Source organism: Endozoicomonas sp. ALC020 (assembly GCF_049275935.1).
Taxonomy (GTDB): domain Bacteria; phylum Pseudomonadota; class Gammaproteobacteria; order Pseudomonadales; family Endozoicomonadaceae; genus Endozoicomonas_A.
Window position 1 is genome coordinate 132,416 of record NZ_CP184830.1, and the last position, 18,748, is coordinate 151,163.

At 46.4% G+C, this 18,748-nt stretch carries 18 protein-coding genes; 9 read left to right on the forward strand and 9 right to left on the reverse strand.

Translation table 11 applies throughout. The features are described from left to right. Positions 1-41 precede the first annotated feature (41 nt). The 5 genes from sctQ to sctU are packed head-to-tail and all read left to right on the forward strand — an operon-like array spanning position 42 to position 3,888. Entirely contained in the window at positions 42-1,067 is a 1,026-nt protein-coding gene (gene sctQ / locus ACOJUO_RS00450; protein ID WP_422138633.1) for a type III secretion system cytoplasmic ring protein SctQ, read from the forward strand. Positions 1,068-1,097: 30 nt separating this feature from the next. Beyond that, positions 1,098-1,757, forward strand: coding sequence for a type III secretion system export apparatus subunit SctR (gene sctR, locus ACOJUO_RS00455; protein WP_422134750.1), 660 nt, complete (start codon positions 1,098-1,100; stop codon positions 1,755-1,757). Positions 1,758-1,766: 9 nt separating this feature from the next. Continuing rightward, entirely contained in the window at positions 1,767-2,030 is a 264-nt protein-coding gene (gene sctS / locus ACOJUO_RS00460) for a type III secretion system export apparatus subunit SctS (protein WP_317145607.1), read from the forward strand. 14 nt (positions 2,031-2,044) lie between these two features. Further along, the gene (gene sctT, locus ACOJUO_RS00465) at positions 2,045-2,836 is read left to right on the forward strand and encodes a type III secretion system export apparatus subunit SctT (RefSeq protein WP_422134751.1); all 792 of its coding nucleotides are present in this window, start codon (positions 2,045-2,047) and stop codon (positions 2,834-2,836) included. Then, positions 2,833-3,888 carry a type III secretion system export apparatus subunit SctU gene (sctU, locus tag ACOJUO_RS00470; RefSeq protein WP_422134752.1) on the forward strand — a complete coding sequence of 352 codons (1,056 nt, stop codon included), beginning with the start codon at positions 2,833-2,835 and terminating at the stop codon, positions 3,886-3,888. The genes sctT and sctU overlap by 4 nt, the downstream gene beginning before the upstream one ends. Before the next feature lie 23 nt (positions 3,889-3,911). Here the strand turns inward: sctU and ACOJUO_RS00475 are convergent, their stop codons facing one another. Beyond that, positions 3,912-5,192, reverse strand: a complete 1,281-nt coding sequence (locus ACOJUO_RS00475; protein WP_422138634.1) for a DNA polymerase Y family protein — start codon at positions 5,190-5,192, stop codon at positions 3,912-3,914. A gap of 202 nt (positions 5,193-5,394) precedes the next feature. Here ACOJUO_RS00475 and ACOJUO_RS00480 point away from each other — a divergent pair, with 202 nt between their 5' ends. Further along, a complete protein-coding gene (locus ACOJUO_RS00480; RefSeq protein ID WP_422138635.1) occupies positions 5,395-6,648 on the forward strand; it encodes a hypothetical protein in 1,254 nt (417 codons plus the stop codon). Between the two features lie 170 nt (positions 6,649-6,818). Here the strand turns inward: ACOJUO_RS00480 and ACOJUO_RS00485 are convergent, their stop codons facing one another. Then, positions 6,819-8,099, reverse strand: a complete 1,281-nt coding sequence (locus tag ACOJUO_RS00485; RefSeq protein ID WP_422138636.1) for a WD40 repeat domain-containing protein — start codon at positions 8,097-8,099, stop codon at positions 6,819-6,821. Positions 8,100-8,374: 275 nt separating this feature from the next. Between ACOJUO_RS00485 and ACOJUO_RS00490 the strand changes: the two genes are divergently transcribed. The 3 genes from ACOJUO_RS00490 to ACOJUO_RS00500 all read left to right on the forward strand — a co-directional run bounded on the left by ACOJUO_RS00490 (position 8,375) and on the right by ACOJUO_RS00500 (position 11,457). Further along, entirely contained in the window at positions 8,375-9,238 is an 864-nt protein-coding gene (locus ACOJUO_RS00490) for a hypothetical protein (RefSeq protein ID WP_422138637.1), read from the forward strand. Positions 9,239-9,565: 327 nt separating this feature from the next. Then, the gene (locus ACOJUO_RS00495; RefSeq protein ID WP_422138638.1) at positions 9,566-10,096 is read left to right on the forward strand and encodes a general stress protein; all 531 of its coding nucleotides are present in this window, start codon (positions 9,566-9,568) and stop codon (positions 10,094-10,096) included. Positions 10,097-10,284: 188 nt separating this feature from the next. Next, positions 10,285-11,457 (forward strand): alpha-hydroxy acid oxidase, encoded by a 1,173-nt coding sequence (locus ACOJUO_RS00500; protein ID WP_422138639.1) that lies wholly within the window; start codon positions 10,285-10,287, stop codon positions 11,455-11,457. 49 nt (positions 11,458-11,506) lie between these two features. Here the strand turns inward: ACOJUO_RS00500 and ACOJUO_RS00505 are convergent, their stop codons facing one another. The 7 genes from ACOJUO_RS00505 to ACOJUO_RS00535 all read right to left on the reverse strand — a co-directional run bounded on the left by ACOJUO_RS00505 (position 11,507) and on the right by ACOJUO_RS00535 (position 18,507). Continuing rightward, positions 11,507-12,493 carry a hypothetical protein gene (locus ACOJUO_RS00505; RefSeq protein WP_422138640.1) on the reverse strand — a complete coding sequence of 329 codons (987 nt, stop codon included), beginning with the start codon at positions 12,491-12,493 and terminating at the stop codon, positions 11,507-11,509. A gap of 510 nt (positions 12,494-13,003) precedes the next feature. Further along, entirely contained in the window at positions 13,004-13,171 is a 168-nt protein-coding gene (locus ACOJUO_RS00510; protein ID WP_422140100.1) for a phospholipase A, read from the reverse strand. Between the two features lie 90 nt (positions 13,172-13,261). Further along, complete coding sequence (locus ACOJUO_RS00515; protein WP_422138641.1) at positions 13,262-14,182, reverse strand: hypothetical protein; 921 nt, start codon at positions 14,180-14,182, stop codon at positions 13,262-13,264. A gap of 319 nt (positions 14,183-14,501) precedes the next feature. After that, complete coding sequence (locus ACOJUO_RS00520) at positions 14,502-15,425, reverse strand: hypothetical protein (RefSeq protein ID WP_422138642.1); 924 nt, start codon at positions 15,423-15,425, stop codon at positions 14,502-14,504. 672 nt (positions 15,426-16,097) lie between these two features. Then, the gene (locus tag ACOJUO_RS00525; protein WP_422137132.1) at positions 16,098-16,190 is read right to left on the reverse strand and encodes a hypothetical protein; all 93 of its coding nucleotides are present in this window, start codon (positions 16,188-16,190) and stop codon (positions 16,098-16,100) included. 26 nt (positions 16,191-16,216) lie between these two features. Beyond that, entirely contained in the window at positions 16,217-17,101 is an 885-nt protein-coding gene (locus tag ACOJUO_RS00530; RefSeq protein WP_422138643.1) for a hypothetical protein, read from the reverse strand. Between the two features lie 347 nt (positions 17,102-17,448). After that, complete coding sequence (locus ACOJUO_RS00535) at positions 17,449-18,507, reverse strand: phospholipase A (protein ID WP_422134763.1); 1,059 nt, start codon at positions 18,505-18,507, stop codon at positions 17,449-17,451. Positions 18,508-18,748: the final 241 nt, after the last annotated feature.

The following is an 18,748-nucleotide window of genomic DNA, read 5'->3' on the forward strand; positions in this document are numbered from 1 at the left end:
TTAATTCCGACAGGGACTCCCAAAAGAGCGGATAAACACGAATGGAAGCGATACCACTGAAGTTTGAAACAATATCAGCCACCGAGCTTCAGTTGGGGCAACTCCTGTGTCATCGCAAAGCCCGCTACCAGATTCAACTGAACGCTATCGAATTCACTGTCTCCCTTGCCGGTCTTGGTCACCAGACATCCAGTTGGCAGGCTGATCTGGAACTGGCGGGTTACCCCGGCAAACTCTACCTGGGCCGACAGGTTCTGGATTTTCTTCTACCCAAAAAACTCGACCATCAAATCATTAAAAAACTGCCCGAAAGCCTTCGTGACGCTGCTATTGCCAATAGCCTGACCCCCCTGTTTAATTTTCTGGGTCAGATGTTAGGTCAGTCTGTCACGCTCAGTCATCTCAAACCTGCAGAGCCGACAGACGCTCCTCTCATTGCAGTGGATCTTGAAGCCGAAAACATCCGCTCAACTATACAGATTGAGTATTCCGAGGTAATAGAGAACCTCTTGAAGTCAATTCCGCCTCATCAATCCACCTCGCTGCCCGATATACCTTTATGGGTATCCCTGCAAAAAGGCAGCACCATACTCAATCGCAGTGAACTCAATGACCTGGAAGAAGGTGACATTGTTTTTCTGGAAAAACACGTCAGTGACTCAGAGGTGATTGTAGGAATCAAACAGAATGTTGCTTTTTTGGGCACTCTCGAGGATACCCGGGTCACTATTTCACAGAGGCTTCAGGCTATGGAAGAACATTATGACCAGGGCTACACGGATTATGAAGAGCCTATGCCGGAAGGTGAAGCTCCTCAAGCACCTGCAGGCCCTGTTGATCTTCACGACCTGCCAGTGACACTGATGTTCGAAGTGGGTGAGCAACAACTGACATTCGCAGAACTGCAAAGCCTTTCGCCAGGCTATGTTTTCCAGCTCAGTAACCCCATAGAAGCACCGGTCAGGATCAGAGCCAATGGCCAACTCATTGGTAGATGTCAGCTGGTAGAAATTGAAGGCCGACTCGGAGCCCGGATCACAGAGCTGACGGGTAAGACTGAATCCTAAGCATTACACCGATTAAAGCAGGTTCCCGCCATGGAAAGCGGCATTCTGAATTTAACCAGCCCATTTTATTTGATGGTGCCACTGGCACTGATGGCGCTGATTCCATTCATGGCAGTCATGGGCACTTCTTTTTTGAAGCTGGTGGTGGTTTTTTCCATTCTCAGAAACGCCACCGGTCTCCAGCAGATTCCACCTAACATTGCCATGAACGCCCTGGCCATTATCCTGACACTCTATATCATGGCACCTATAGGCTATGAGTCTTATGAGTTGCTGGAACCTGAAAAAATTAATTTTGAGGATCTTTCCTGGATCGAGTCTGTCAGGCTCGCCAGCGCCCCTTACAAGCAATTTCTCAAAGACAACACCAACGAAAATGAGCGTAACTTCTTTCTGAAATCGGCACGCCTTCTGTGGCCAAAAAAATACCAGCAGGAACTCTCGGGCGATGACTTGATTGTGCTGCTGCCCTCTTTTTGTATCACGGAATTGACCAAGGCATTCCAGATTGGCTTTTTGCTCTATTTGCCCTTCATCGTCATTGATCTGATCGTCTCAAACATCCTGCTGGCCATGGGTATGATGATGGTTTCGCCCATGACCATCAGCTTGCCTTTCAAATTGCTCCTGTTTGTCTTGCTGGACGGCTGGACCCGTTTAATTCAGGGGCTGGTATTAAGTTATGGCTAGGAAAAGAACATGGTAGATTCGGACATCATCCAGCTCACAGCCCAGGCGCTGATGCTGACTCTGATTTTATCCATGCCGCCTATCATTGCTGCGGCTGGCGTAGGTCTGCTGATCAGTTTGATTCAGGCCCTGACTCAGATCCAGGAACAAACCCTGCCCTTCGCCTTCAAGCTGATTGCCGTCATCATCAGTATCTTTGCTACTGCCCGATGGCTGGGCATTGAGATTTATCATTACTCTCTGGCCATCATGAACAAAATCCCGGACCTCTAACCGGATAATCCGCCATGGTCATCCCAATAGATGAGCTAAAAGAGTGGTTTTATGTATTTACCATGGGCACGCCCAGAATTGTTGCCCTGTTCACTCTGATTCCTTTCCTGCACAAGCGCATGCTGGGGGGGGCCATGATGAGAAATGGCATATGCGCCTGCATGATCCTGTTTCTCCATCCTATGCTGGCAGAACACAAACCCGATGACACCATCACCATTTATGCCACTGCCGGAATTGTCCTGAAAGAAGCGTTTATCGGAGCCATTATCGGATTTTGTATCACCATCCCGTTCTGGGCACTGGAATCAGCAGGTTTCTTCATTGATAACCAGCGGGGTGCTTCCATGGCCAGCGCCCTGAACCCTCTGTCCGGTGCCGAAACTTCACCCATGGGTGTTTTGTTCTCCCAGGCCTTTACCGCCATTTTCATGACCAGCGGCTTATTCCTGCTGTTGTTGCAAAGTCTTTTCATCAGCTATGAGGTATGGCCTGTATTCAGTTTCTATCCCAGGTTGAACCCTGAAGCCTCCACTTTTTTCCTGAATCAGTTCAACCTGATTATTGGCCTGGCCATGTGGCTTTCTGCTCCTGTCGTTATCGCGATGTTTATCACAGAATTTGGTATCGCCTTGATCAGCCGCTCAGCCCCTCAGCTTAACGTATTTATTCTCGCCATGCCGATCAAATCCGGTGTCGCGGCAGCCATCCTGGTGATTTACGTCAGCACGATTCTGAAACTGGCCAAAAAACATGACGAAGGCATTCCCATGGTCTTTAAAACCCTGGGAGAGCTCTGGAAATGAGTGCTGAAAAGACAGAGAAACCCACTCCGAAAAAGCTGCGTGACGCCCGCAAAAAAGGTCAGGTAGCCAAGAGCAAGGAAGTCTCCAGCACCTTTGGCATTATCGCTGTGTTCTGCACCCTCTGGTTTATGAGCGACACCTACCTCACGACCATTCAGGAAATGGTGATCCTCCCGGCAACGGTTTATAACGAAAACTTTCAGGACGCTTTCAAGATTGTCACACAGGGCATTCTTGAAAAATCCATTGAGCTTCTGCTACCTCTGGTCATGGTATCCATGCTGTCTGCCATCATAGGCAACATCATGCAGTTTGGCTTTCTGCTGGCCGGTGAATCGGTAAAACCCGACCTCAAAAAGATCAGCCCCATTGCCGGATTCAAGCGCATTTTTGCCATCAAAAACCTGGTGGAATTCTTCAAGTCTGTTATCAAGATTGTGTTTCTTTCCATCGTTGTTTATTTCGTTATCAGAAACAGCCTCGCTGATATGTTCAACCTCCCCTACTGTGGTAGTGACTGTATTCTTCCTGTTGTCGGGGTCCTGATGAAAAAACTGATGATCTATGCCATTGCGGCTTTCATAGTGATTTCTGTGCTGGACTATCTTTTCGAGAAGCAGCAGTTCACTAAAGAAAATAAAATGTCCAAGGATGAAGTCAAGCGCGAACATAAAGAGATGGAAGGTAGCCCTGAAATCAAAGGTAAACGAAAAGAAATCCACCAGGAGATTCTCAACGAAGCAGAAAACACCAAGAAGTCAGACGTGGTGATCAAAAACCCGACTCACCTTGCGATCGGCCTGCACTACAAACAGGATGTGACGCCACTGCCCGTGGTAACGGTTAAAGGTCGCGGTGGGCGTGCACGCTTTATTGTGAAAATTGCCGATAAGGAAGGCATCCCCGTTATGGAGAATGTCCCCCTGGCTCACGCCCTGTTTGATACAGACATTGCCAGTTACATCCCCAGCGATTTGATTGAACCGGTGGCAGAAGTCTTCCGATGGGTAGAAGATCTCAAGGAAAAACAGGGCATCTCAGACGAGTCTTGAGATTGAGCCTGTCAAACGTCCAGTCAACTCTCCAAAGTATTTCTGGGCCCCGCTGGTCGCCAGGCCGGTGAGATAACATTGGGCATTTCCGAGCGATTCAGCAAGAGGGCCTTGCACAGAGCGAACTCTCCATAACGATGGTTGACCTCATCAATGGTCGCCAGCAGTTTTTCTTTTTTGGCATCTTCTTCCGTAAACAGCTCTCTCTGCCTATGTTTGGGTTGAGGGTCCAGGGCTCCAACGTGTACCTGATGCACGCCCTGACTTCTCTCGCCTTGATCCCAATAGACATCCAGAAAAAAGTCCGCCAGTGCCATGATCTGATCGCCATCGGATGTCGGGGTTGTCGTCCTCAGCTTTTTGCTGACCCAGCCTCCGGGCGTATTCATACCAATGGCAAACAAACGGGCTTCAAAGTCATAACGTCTGAGGCGGGCAGCCACCTTTTCACACATATGCAACAGATAGGTTCTCAGGATGGTTTTATCCCGGGTATTCGGCGGAATCACCTTGCCATGCCCGATGCTCTTGGGCACGCCCACTTCTTTATGCAGTGGCTCCGGGTCCATGCCCTGGGCCATCAGCCAGATACGTTTACCCAGATTGCCAAAACGGTTGCCCAGCACGCTGATGGGCACTTTCTGCATATCACCACAGCGATGCACCCCGTATTGAGCCAGGTAACGTCCAATGCCTGACCCTACGCCACACAGGTCAGTAACCAGCACATTCGACAGGGTTTCACGAGCCTGATAGGGGTGGACAATGGTCAGTCCGTCCGGCTTCTGCTGCTTGGCTGCCCACTTGGCGGTGCTCTTGTCACCACTGATCCCTACTGAACAGAGCAGGCCGGAAGCCTCAAAAACGCGCGCCTTGATCCTTCGACCTATCTCGGCCACCGGGCAATCATAAAGCGACTGACAGCCGGTCAGATCGAGAAAAGCCTCGTCCACCGAGAAGACTTCTATTTCCGGGGTGATGCTTTCCAGAGCTGCCATAATGCTGGAAGAAATCTGGGCATAACGATAAGGCCGGGAAGGTGCCTGGATCAGGTCAGGTGCCAACCCTCTGGCCTCGCGCAACCTCATCCCGGTTTTGATGCCCCGGGCACGGGCCTCATAGGAGGCGGTAATGATGCAAGTCCCTGTTCGGCCATTGGTGACACACACCGGCTTTTGCTGCCATTGAGGCCGATCCAGCTGCTCAATGGAGGCAAAAAAGGCATTCATATCCACCAGCGCAATCATTCTGGGCCAGGGCTTGTCTTTTACAGAAATACTGTTCATGCATACAGTATTATTCACCTAAAGCTTCCAGACAAGCCCCTCGTTGATTGATTTTTTTTATTGCCCCGGAAACAGGGGAGTAAACGTGTGAATTGAGGCGTATGAGTGCAGTTTTACAAGGTCTTCCGGTTTCGTCAGCACTGCTGACAGAGATGTTATGCAAGCCTTTGTCTGAATCTCGTACGATCAGCTCTACATTGGTTCACACGGGGAAGTAGCCATGTTCAAACACGCAAGGATCGTCTTTCAAATCGTACTGACACTGTTCAGCTTTTTCGGCTTCAACGAAGCCGTTCTGGCGGCCAGATACCGCACCACGGTCTACGTAAGCAATTTCGACGCCCGGATGGCCGTTGCTCACACCGGCATCGAAACGCCTGCCTTTGCAGGTTATGCATCTTCAGGCAAAGATGCTCATCTGGCCGAAGACCCCGGCAATATCGCATTCAACGAATCGCCACTAAAACTGTTGGAAAGCGCATTAAAAGACATGTTGGAACACTCGAAGCTGGCGCCCAACAGCAGCACAGATCTCGTTATTGGTATCGCTGGCTACGATTTCTATCGCCAAAAGCCAGCACCTGAACCAGGCCAGCTCTCAAAATATCGATCTCTGATGACTCAAAACTGTCCGGTTAGTCAAAATCGGGAGGCTTACTTCACCTGTATGGCAAAGGCTCTGTTCAGGGAACACGGGGTGATGGTGGAAAACGTAAAGTTGGTGGGCGACCATACCCTGATGGCCGCCAGTGCCAAAAGCTGGTTGCACAGAAACCATAAAGCCAGCAGACATTTCGACCTGATTCAGGCCACCACAATAGCGGTGCCTTACCAGGTCAAAAACGGCCAGATCACCCCCTGGTCTGCCAGATTACCGAAATGGCTGAGTATGGCGGGGGGTTACTGGAATATTGGCCAGGCCAGCCAGAACGCCTGGTTCAGCCCTGTACCCTGCAAAAACAAAAGTTATCTTCCCTATATGGCGTCACAGCCAATCCATCAGGCCCTGTTCGCCAGCGACTATGTGCAGGAATATGGTAAATACAAAGGTGATCCCTATGCCATGATGAAGCGCTGGGGTCGCACAGGTATCAATACTCTGGGTTACCAGGTCAGCCAGATCTACAACGACGGCAACCGTCAGGATTATCTCAGCGGTCAGCATGCAGTGAGCCGCAGCAACTATGACAAGGCCCGAACTCAACTGAAAGACCTTTTCCATGAGGTTATTGAGCAACTGGCCACTATTATCAACATCAAACAGAGCGAATATTATCCGGGGCAGAGTCCGGAACACCCTATTGTCATCCTGGGAGAGTTCTCTGCCGACGTTCTGGAAAAGGCAGAAAACAGAGACCTGCTACTAAAGAGCCTGCCGAAAGAAGCCCGCTGTCGGGTGGATATTGTCCCTGGAGACACCTTCTTCCATAACCTTTCAGGCGGTGGGCTGCAAATACTGGAGAAAGATCGTTAGGTCTGCTAACCAGACGGTCATTAAGCAGCTTTTGAAAAAAGGAATACATCTTCCTCCAGCTTTCTATCAATACTTCGGATAATGTCCGAGACCGGTATGGTCATGAGAGAAAACAGCGAAAATAGAGAGACAAGACTTCTCCGGAGTCGGAGAGAAGCTGTCCAGAAACATCATTGCAATACCATCCCCTGAAGAACCGTTGTTAATAATGTGACTAGCGAAAGGGCTGTGAATGTCGAAGAGCTATGTACTTCTGTGCCGTTTTCTATGCTGACTTTTATCCGGGTTTCCGTAACAGCTTCTGTTGTCGGTGCTCTTACACCATCGACCCGATACATCATGATCTTTCCATCATCCCCCGCAGTGACCAGCCATTTGCCATCGCGACTGTACACAACCGTCGGTGACCTGCCGGAGGGCAGGGTGTACAGGTGGGAGAACGGACGGATTCCCTCAAAAACACTGACCTCGCCATTGTCATCGTCATTGTTGTGGCCAACTACCAGCCGGGTACCACTTGGGTTATAGGCAAGGCTCAATATCGGTACCTGGCCTGATACGGGTAGAGTGTACAGGGGGTTGTTCGGGTTCATCCCGTTATAAAACCTGACCTGTCCTACCATATTCCCGGATGTCAGCAGGGTGCCGTTGGGATTGTAGGCAACAGCCAACATCTGGCAGCACGGATCCAACAGGGTTTTCAGAAGATTGTACGGACTGGTCCCGCGATAAGTTCTTACAATTCGGTGACGTTGAGCCGCTGCCAGCTGGCTGTTGATGAGGTTGAAGTCAAGATCTTCTACATTACTACGCCGTGATGCTTGGGACAGGGTTTTCACGTAGGTGAACTGATTGGTTTCGTTCTTTCGATAAAGCATGATCTTTGCCTTATGTCCCCCGGCTGCCAGCAGGGTGCCGTTCGGGTTAATGGCAACGGGTTTTAAATCTCTTAGCCCTTCGGACAGGGTTTGCTGGTAGCTGAACGGGCTTATCCCTCCATAAATCTTGACCTTGCCATCCTTCCCCCCCACCCCGGCTATTAGCTGAGTGCCGTCGGGGCTGAAAGTAACGCTTTCTATCCAGTTTGTTGCGTGATGGGTACGCACGAGTCTCGGGTATCCTGAGGCACTCACATTAAAGATTTGCAGGGCTCCTGAAATCGGACACTTTCTCGCAGAGTCATAGATATCGCCAGAACCTATTCCCACAGCTATGAGCGTACTGTTTTTATTCCATGAAATACTCAAAGCCCTGTGAGGGGGACAATGTGTTGGCGCAGAAGCAGTGGGTATTTCCGGTAGCTGGTTCGGATCTACTTCAAATTCATAAAATAATTGAGGTGGAATTTCTGTTGGCTGAATTGAGCCTGACGTTTGAGCCTGTGCCTGTAGACAGCTTACTGCCGGTAAGATAATCAGGCTTGCAACAGCCAGGTTCTTCACATTGTTCATTCACCTTCCACCTTGTATCTGAGCATTAACATCCTAGCTTGTTGTTCACCCGGTGTTGGAAAAAGAGTATCCAAACTTGAGCTTCTTGATCATAAAAAGATTGAGCGTTGAATTAATGCAGACATTTGTACTCAATCAGAAGCCCATACCTGCTTTGGCTGCACATACTGGAGAAAGATCGTTAGGTCTGCTAACCAGAAGGTCATTAAGCAGCTTTTGAAAAAAGGGTAAGCTGAATATCAATAACAGCATTCAAGGATAGAAAGGAGTTGCCTATGTACTCATGTATGATCACCAAATCACCGGACACTGAAACAGACAGTACACTGCAATTTGCTCTCAATGCATTTTCAGAGGGCAAAAAGCAAGCCAAAAACTGGCTGTGTGATGGTGCTTCGAGGGCAGTATCCATATTTTATTCCGGAGCCAGTGCAGTCGGGTCCATGGCGAAAGACTCTATAGCCAATATGCGTGATCTCTATGAGAACGGCATGTTCTTTGAGTGGGATTGGGATGAAACGGATATTGGCGACAGGCAGGCAGCTGTTGCTGACACCACTTCCTATATCAAAGAGCCGTCCAGCAGAGAGCAACCTTTAAAAGAGCAGCCCTTAAAAGAGCGACCTGCAAAAGCGCCATCACGCATTCCTCGTCCAGTAGGCCAGTTGGAGAAAAATCCAGACCATGCTTTCATGACGGCTCTTGCCAAGCCTCACCCCATCCCTCTCAATACTCCGGGAGCAGAAGTCGCTGACCGTTACCAAAAAAACATCCGCACGGTGGTTTTCGGTGACAAAAATGAGCGCAAGCCCAAGGCACAACAGAAAGCCCTCTCTGCAGATTTTCTGGCCAGACAAAACGCACTGGTCGAAGCCAGAAAAAAATATGAGGATAACCTGAAAGCCCCTGTAGCCCGGGATAAAAGCGGCAAGGTTAACCCTGAAACAATCAAACGGCTGGCACAACCCAAATACACCCGGACAAAGGGTGAGAAAAAAGCCATTCGTGACTTTACTCAACAAGAGTTTGCCAACCACGCTTTTCCAAAACTGTATCTGAGACAGGACTTTGAAAAGAACCGCCCGCTGGAAGGCCAGAACGGACAGAAAACCAGGGTTAGAACCACCACCGCGAAATAATTGAGAACACTCCTTTTTGCCAGGACTTGCTCCTGGCTTTTTTTTGCAAATAAACGATACTGGAAGCCTGAATTCGACTGCTATTGGACATTTGACCACTATTTGACGGATACCGAGAATCAACTATTTTTCCTAGGAGCCTGACCGAGAATAGCGCCCGTAGCGAGGACGGCAGAAAATTGAGGATGAAAATTCGGTTTTGTGAGGAGAATAGCGAGCTATTTGACGAACAAAAGCGGATTTACAGACCAATTTGCTGCCGCCGCAGTAGGGCAGTCTATTCTCGGTCAGGCTCCTAGAGCGCTAACTTCTACCTGGAGTACTCCAATGAAGACGCCAAACACCTGCGTTGCTACCTACAAAACCCATAATGCAGCCGATGATGCGGTTAAAAGCTTGCAAAAAGCTGGCTTTGAGATGAAGAAAATTTCAGTAGTTGGTAATGACTACCATACCGAAGAGCACGTAGTAGGTTACTACAACACCGGGGACCGGATGAAAGCCTGGGGCAAGATCGGTGCCTTCTGGGGTGGTCTGTGGGGTATTTTGTTTGGTGCTGCGTTTTTTGTGATTCCTGGCATTGGTCCCATGGTGATCGCAGGACCGCTGGTATCAGCTATTGCCGGCGGGCTTGAAGGTGCGGTTATTGCCGGCGGGCTGTCAGCTCTCGGGGCTGGTCTGGCCAGTATGGGGATTCCTAAAAACAGCATTGTCCGCTACGAGAAATCTCTGTCTGCCGGCAACTTTCTGCTGCTGTATAACGGCACAGAGGAAGAGGTTGCAACAGCTGCCGCGTTACTGTTGGAAAAGACTGACCATGACGGTGTCGAAACCCATAATGAAGCCGAGGTCGGATAGTACCAGTTTCTCCCTCTGAAATAGCTTGCTTGACATCATAAGAAGAACTGACCAGCAGCTATGCAAAACCGGCACGCATTTTTTCGGTTTGTTGTTGATCTGCTCCAAATCGGTGCTATACCTAAAGCGCCAAATATTTTTCATGATCCAACTACAGACTGTCACCGACGACAGGCCAGTGGAAAACCATGCGCCTGAAACACTGCCACAACACCAGAGACTTCCGGGAACTCGCCCGAAGACGGTTGCCCTCCCCCATTTTTCATTACATTGACGGCGCTGCGGATGATGAGACCACACGGCGAAGAAATACCGAGGCCTATTCCAACTGTGACCTGGTGCCCAATGTTTTGAGAGGTGCAGAGCATGTTGATCTCTCTACCCGGGTTATGGGGCTGGATCTGGACATCCCTCTCTTCTTATCGCCCACCGCACTGCAGTGCCTCTTTCATCATGAAGGTGAGATGGCTGTAGGAAAAGCGGCAGAACAGTTTGGCACGCTTTTTGGCCTTTCTTCTCTGGGCACCACCAGCATCGAAGAGATTGCCTCAACCATTAAAACCCCGAAGCTGTTCCAGCTTTACGTACATAAGGATAAGGGGCTGACCCGCAACATGATAGACCGATGCAAGGCAGCCAACTTCGATGCTATGGCATTAACGGTGGATACAGCCGTGGGAGGCAACAGGGAAAGGGATCTTGTCACCGGTTTTACCATCCCCCCCAAACTGACATTGAAGAGTCTGCTGAGTTTTACCTGTCATCCGGCCTGGGGTCTGAATTACTTGTCTCATGGTGGCTTTGAGCTGCCTCAGCTTCAGGACTATGTTGGCGAAGGCACCAGCATTAGCCTTTCGATCGGTAGCTACATCAATACCATGCTGGATCAAAGTATGGACTGGCAGGCAGCCGAAGAGATTGTCCGCTACTGGGAAAAGCCGCTGGTATTGAAGGGCATTATGTCGGTCGAAGATGCACGCAGAGCCGTAGATATTGGTGCTGCTGCCATTATGATTTCCAACCATGGTGGCCGACAGCTGGATGGCTCACGGTCTCCCTTTGACCAGCTGGCAGAAATCGTAGATGCCGTTGGAGATCGGATTGATGTGATATGCGACGGTGGAATACAGAGGGGAACACACGTTCTTAAAGCTCTGTCAATGGGCGCCAGAGCCTGTTCAGGTGGCCGCCTGTATCTTTATGCTTTGGCGGCGGCCGGAAGAGCAGGCGTTGAAAAGGCTCTGGGTAATCTGTGCAGCGAAATGGAGCGGGATATGAAACTGATGGGTTGTAAAAGCATTTCAGAGTTGAACCGGAGTAATCTCCGGTTCCGACCAGAATTCGCCTATCATTCCCGGTGACTTGAGTGAGTGTCTTAACGATTTAACGATCTTTTATAGCGTTAGAATATCAATGTTGCTTTTCTTTATTAAGCATTTTGGCCAACCCTGTGAGCATTGATATTTTTTTTCCCGGAATGGTTCTAAGCATAATGGATAACCGTTCGGCATCAAATTTGTGAGTGTAGCTTCTTCCCGTAGACACAATATGAACATTCTCTTTACTGGTACCCGTCATTACAAATACAGCCCTGAAGCCCATAGTGGGAAATGCTTCATTTTTTTTAATGACTCTGGACAGACTTACAAAATCAGAAGCTGTTTCCTCTAACATTTTTCTTTCGGCAAAGTCTACCCCATGAAGGGTTAACGCGTAATTTGAATCCTGATAGCCTGCCAGACCCACTTTGGAATGTTTAAGAATCCATTCGAATGAAAGCATTTTTTTGTAATCATCGAATATTGAGCCTTCATCATTGCTTTGAGTTGTACTTTCGGCATTAAGTATTAAGTGTTGAGCATTAGGAGGTTGGCAAATATCGTTCGATGTAAGGCATTCCAGAGTAGCTGCTTTGTGACTGAAAGAATAAACATAGACAGACTCAATATCAGCAGCTTTTATTAGTTCCTGACGAACAGTATACACGTCATTGAACAATTCAATCATATGGTCTTTTATTGCGCCAAAGATTTGATTGACTTTCTCCAGTTCATCATCAGAAAGAGCATCCGTGTTTATACTCCCCCTGCTTAATGAGAATAATCTGGATTCATAGTCTTCGGGCAGAGTTTTCCCATCTAACTCCATCAGCTCGTTGATTATCGTCTTTCCCAAGCCGGAAGTTCGAAACTGCGTTTCTATGCCTGTCCCTCTATTGACTGGTTGAGACAATTCCAAACCTGTTTCAACAGATTGATGCGTTTCCAATCCTCTTTCAACAGATTGTTGCACTTCCAACCCTGTTTCAGTCGTTTCAGTCTGGGTATCTGGAACATCTTTTGAAAAAAAACCAAAAAGATATGCCGCTCCTGCTAATGCAACAGCTTTTAATAACATCTGCCTAACCTTCTTTTTGAACGTCTACTTAAAGCGAGTAAGTACCTAACCAGTTGGTTTCGCATATTCTGGACGGCGGCTTTTTCCACCCTTCTGCGTTCCAACTCTGGTTGCGTAGCTATGGCTACGCGCCCGTCGTTGCGCCTTGAAGGATGAAAAAATCCACTCGCCAGAATATGCGAAACCAACTGGCCAGGTACTTATTTCATTAATTGATAGCTCTGGGAGCCTGACCGATTAGAACCCGGTTACTGCCTCTCACTGGGAAAGACCTTCTTCCCACTGGTTTGAGATAAAAACTTTCACCGATATTTTTGATCCCAAAACCGAAATTAAGCTTACTGAACTCTCTGGTTACTATTGCTTTTTGGGTGGATGGCTTTGATTCCGCACAGGAATATATGAAGTGTGGTGATACTGACAAAAGATAAACCCCGATAATATTGAAGCGTCACACGCTATTGGCAATTGACGCTTTGGAGTGTAGCCGACTCTTTGTAAAAGGCAATATTATGGCCAATCGGTCAGCATCACATCCATGCTGTTTCGGTTCAGACTGAAATTGTAATCAATCAGGCTTTCATCATAGCCATTAGAGTATTGGACATAGACGCGGAAACGGTCATTAAGAGGGAAGGACCAGCCCAGTGGTAACTGGGCCTTTGTTATCAGAAAAATGAAGGTTACTGCTAAGCATCGTGAAAAATTTTGTGTTCATAGAATTTATAGCCAGAATGAAGCTCACCATGTCCTATAAACTTTTCAATATCAAGGTTGATTTTTTTTATTAAGCCTTTTTCCGATTCCTGTAAGCTTTGATATTTGTTTTCCCGGAATGGTTTTGAGTAACTCTGATAACTGTTCGGCATTGTGACCGCCGGTGTACCTTCTGCCAGTACTTAGAATATAAAGGTTCTTTTTGTCAGGATCAGTCATTACAAATAAAGCCCTATATCCCAAAGCGGGCAATCCTTTATCTTCATCGGTGATACTGGCGAGCGATATAAGATCAGAAATTCGTTCTTGTATTAACTGTTTTTTGGTAAAGTTTACTTCATCAATGAGGTTCATGTAAGACGTACTATAGTAGTTGTATAAAAAACCTTCGTCTATGGTTTTTTTCATAATAAAATCGAATGCAAACATGTTTGTATAATCATCCAGAACTGAGTTTTTATTACCCAATTGTGTTATATCTTTTAATCTATGCTCTGTGTATTTGGCACTATCAGGCTGGCAAATATCGTTCCATGTGAGACATTCCAGAGTGGTAGCAGTGTGGCTAATAGAGTAAATATAGACAGCCTCAATATCAGCAGATTTTATTAGTTCCAGATCAATTTCATCGCTGCGTCGGTACAGCCCAATGACATGGTTCTTGATTGTGCTAAAAACTTCATTTAATTTACCTAACTCAGCATCAGAGAGACTGGCAGTATCCAGATCGCCCTTACTTAAAGTGAACAATCTGGTCTCATAGTCTTCAGGCAAAGTTCTCCCGCCTAAATTTTTCAGTCCTTTGATGATTGTTTTTTCCAAGTTGGAATTTCGATATAGTGACTGTATGCCTGTACCATTATTTACAGGTTGATAAACTTGCTCTTCTGTTTCAGTCTGAATATCTGGAATATCCTCTGAAAAATAATGTAGAGCAAAGTAAACTGCTAATCCTGCGAGAATTGGTTTCATGCCTCCACCTCCATTTTATACATCTATTCTGAGCGTTCGCATTTCAGAAAGTCATGGCATCAGATATTTAACTATCCAGGGATAAATTCTGAAAGAGTCTCAATTCTGCAGTCAGCTCCGTTTAAAAACGACCTTCTTCCTCTGGTTTGAGATAATCTGAAGCCTCCCATAGTACTTTAGACATCAGAACCTCAATTAAATTCCCCTGAGCACCCTAATTATTATTTCTTTGCAGTTATTTGATTTGCTTTAGCGCAGTGTGCGTCTGGAATGGCAATAGCCTGAATGGAGCTCACCATGTCCCATAAAGCTTTCAATATCAGGGTTGTTTTTTTGTATGAAGCTTTTTGGCCAGCCCTGTGAGCATGGATATTTGTTTTCCTGGAATGGTTTTAAGCATATTTGATAACCTTTCAGCACCAAATTTGTGAGTGTAGCTTCTTCCAGCAGTTTGAATATAAAGATCTTTTTTAGCTGGATCAGTCATTATAAACACGGCCCTGAAACCCGCAGTGGGGAATGCCTTATTTTTTTCAACGACTCTGGACGCCTCTATAAAACCAAGACATGCTTCATGCAATGATTTTTTTTGGGTAAAATCCGCCCCAGAAAGATAATAGCCGGGATCTGTTTCCCGATAGCCTTTCAGACTCGCTTTAGATTGTTCAAGAATCCATTCGGATAAAAACATGTTCTTATAATTATCAAAAATCGAATCTTCGTTATTGCTTTGAGCTGTGGGCTTACCTTTAAACGTTATGTGTTGGGTATTTGCAGGTTGACAAAGATCGTTTGATGTAAGGCATTCCAGAGTAGCGGCTTTGTGACTAAAAGAGTAAATATAGACAGCCTCAATGCCATCATCTCGAGCTTCTTCCAGATTAAAAGTATCCTTGCCTTTAAAGAACTCAATCATGTGACTTTTTATTGCGTTAAAAATTTGATTCACCTTATCCTGCTCATCTTCAGAAAGGGCATTAGTGTCTATACTCCCTCTACTTAAAGTGAATAATCTGGATTCATAGTCCTCAGGAAAAGTCATTCCATCCAAATCCATCAGCTCTTTGATGATCTTTTTTTCTATTCCGGAGGCTCGATAGAGTGTTTCTACGCCTGTCCCTCTATCTACAGGCCGATGCACTTCCAAGCCTGTTTCAGTCTTTTTGGTGCGTTTGTCGGGTGCATTTCCTGAATTACAATAAAGATATGCTATTGCTGCTGCTATAAGAATATTTACCGCCATGTCTTCCAGTCTCCTCTATTGACTGCCTGCTTGAAGGTTGCGTTTCATTAAGTCATAGCTTCAGGAGCCTTAACGATCATAAGTACCTGGCCAGTTGGTTTCGCATATTCTGGCGAGTGGATTTTTTCATCCTTCAAGGCGCAACGACTGGTGCGTAGCCATAGCTACGCAACCAGAGTTGGAACGCAGAAGGATGGAAAAAGCCACCGTCCAGAATATGCGAAGCCAACTGGTTAGGTACTTAGTGTCCCTAATGACGCTAATCAGGAATACCCTACTTCCAATGGTTTGAGATGAACCGTTTTCATTGATACTTTTTTCAGTGATACTTCTGCCCCTGAAACCAGAACCAGGTTCACTGAACTCTCTGGTTATTATTTCTTTATAAATCGATGGTTCTGCTCCCACACGGGGACATAGAAAGAATGGCAATACTATCAAGAGGTGACCCCCACTTACTGAAGCGTCCCATGCTATTGGTGATTGACGCTCCAGTATAGTCGAGTCCTCGTGAAACGCACTTTATAGTCTGTCGGTCAACATCACCCCCATACTGATCCGGTTTATACTGGCGTTGTAATCAATCAGGTTCTCTTCATGGTCATAAAGGTAATGGCAAAAATCCCTGAAATAGTCATTAGGAGGGAAGGAGCAGACCCGTTGCACCGCTCCTTAGTTATCAGAGAAACAAAGGTTGTTTCTGAGCATCATGGAATTCTGGTATTCATCCAGCTTATAGCCAAAATAAAGTTCACCCTGTCCCATGAACTTTTCAATATCAGGGTTATTTTTCAATAAAGCTTTTTGGCCAACCCTGTGAGCATTGATATTTGTCTTCCTGGAATGGTTTTAAGCATATTTGATAGCTGTTCGGCATCAATTTTGTGAGTGTAGCTTCTTCCAGTCGTTTGAATAAAAAATTCTTTTTTAGCAGGATCAGACATTACAAATAGAGCTCTGAAACCCATAGTGGGGAATGTTTCATTTTTTTCAATGATTCTGGATGCCGTTAGAAAATCAGAATTATTTTCATATAATATTTTTTTTTGGGCAAAGTCGACATCAAGAAGGAAGTCTCCGGGACTTAATTCCCGATATTTTGCTCCCCCTTTTGAATTTTCAAGAATCCATTCTGTTGAAAACATGTTCTTATAATCACCCAATATTAAGTCTTGATTATTGCTTTGAGTTATGAGCTGGGTTTTAGCGGGTTGACAAATATCGTTCAATGTAAGACATTCCGGAGTAGCAGCTTTGTGACTAAAAGAATAAATATAAACAGCCTCAATATCAGCAGCTTGTACCCGTTCCAGATCAAAAGTACCACGGCCTTTGAACAACTCAATCATATGGCCTTTTATGGCGTCAAAGATCTGATTTACCTTATCCAGTTCACCATCATTAAGTGCATTCGTTTTTATATTTCCCCTACTTAAACTGAACAATCTGGATTCATAGTCTTCAGGCAAAGTTTTACCCTCTAAATCCATCAGCTCTTTTATGATCGTTTTTTCCAAGTCAGAATTTCGGTACAGTGTTTCTACACCTGCCCCATTATTTACAGGCTGATGCACTTCCAAAACTGTTTCATTCGTTTTCGTCTGATTGTCTGAAACATATCCTGAAAAGCAATGATAAAGATATGTCACTGCTACAGCTATGATAATATTTGCCATCTTGCCCAGTCTCCTTTTTTTGTCTGCCTGCTCAGAGCTGACGTTTCATCAGGTCATAGCTCAAAAGCCCGACCGATAACAGCGCCGTTAGTCACTCTAATCAGGAACAATCATATTTCATTGTTTTGTGATACAGCGTTTTCAGTGATGCTTTGACCCAAAAACCGAAATTAAGTTCACTGAACTTTCTTATTATTATTTCTTTGCCGACGGATGGTTTTGCGCCCACACAGAGATACACGAGGAATGGCGATACTATCAAGAGATGAACCCCACTGATACTGAAAGCGTCCCATGCTATTGATGATTGACGCTTCAGTATAGTCGAGTTGTTGTAAGAAGCACTGTCACAACCAGTCGGTCAACATCACACCCATACTGATCCGGTTTACACTGGCATTGTAATCAATCAGGCTCTCACCATAGCCATTAAAGTATTGGAAATAACCCCGGAAACGGTCATTAAGAGGGAAGGACCAACCCAGTTGCACCGCGCCTTTGTTATCAGAAAAACGAAGGTTGTTTCTGAGCATCATGGAAATCTGGTGTTCGTCCAGTTTATAGCCAAAATGAAGCTCACCATGCCCCATGAACTTTTCAATATCCGGGTTATCATCCCCCTCGGTATCATTCGGGTTATTGGGATCTTTTTCAGGTTCCGGAATTCGATACCAGGGCTTGAAGCTCATGTAAAAATCACCCTTTTCCAGCAGGAAATTCAGGTAGGCCCGATTCCAGCTTCGGGATAGATTGCCCGACCGGCCATTAGACTGGTGAGACAGACCGACCACTACAGCCCTCAAGTCCATACCCAATACCGAATAATCGACCGGGAATATTGCAAAGACCTCCGGTTCATGATTCGTTTCCCGAAATGGTGCCGAGTTGCTGTTGTAGGCCTGCCACCAGGAAGTGTTGGTATAGGCGACATAAACATTACCGTAACCATTCCACAGACCTTCCCAGACAGGCGCTTTCAGACTCAGCTGAAACTTGATTTCAGTTGACGACAATTCCTCACCTACTTCATTGTAAGGTGCCTTGTTAACATTGCTGTTCCAGGAAACCGGAAGCACATAATTGGGCCGATGGGGAGTAATCACGAAACGATTATCAAATGCCTGACGTTCCCCTCTGACTCGCTCATCAAAAGCGCTTTTCTCTCCCTCCCGGGCCATATCGGAATCACCTGCAACGACTGACAGAGCATCTTCTTCGGAGGGTTTGCTGCAAACGGCCCTGATCTCCGCCATTGTGATCTGGTCATCGGCTTCCATAGCCTGTTTCAGGAGGCATTGTTCATAGAAGCTTGATGAAAAAGCCAAAGCGGGCAACAGACTCAGGACTGTAACTGCAACCCACAAAGGTCCTTGTTTGAATGAGACAGGCGTCGCATTGTTATCCATGGTTGAAACTCTTTTTCTTCCTAATGAGTACAATGAGCCGAGATGTCGGTGCGCGACTGGGCTCATCACAGGGCAATCTGAAACTTTACTGCATGAGCGAACATAAATCCCTGACTCTGCAATCTCAACCCTTTTCCGCTAGGAGCCTGACCGAGAATAGCGCAACCAGACCAACAGAAGTTTTCCCAAATCTTAAAATGAGCAAAAAATATCCAATTATTAGTGGGATTTTGCTCATTTT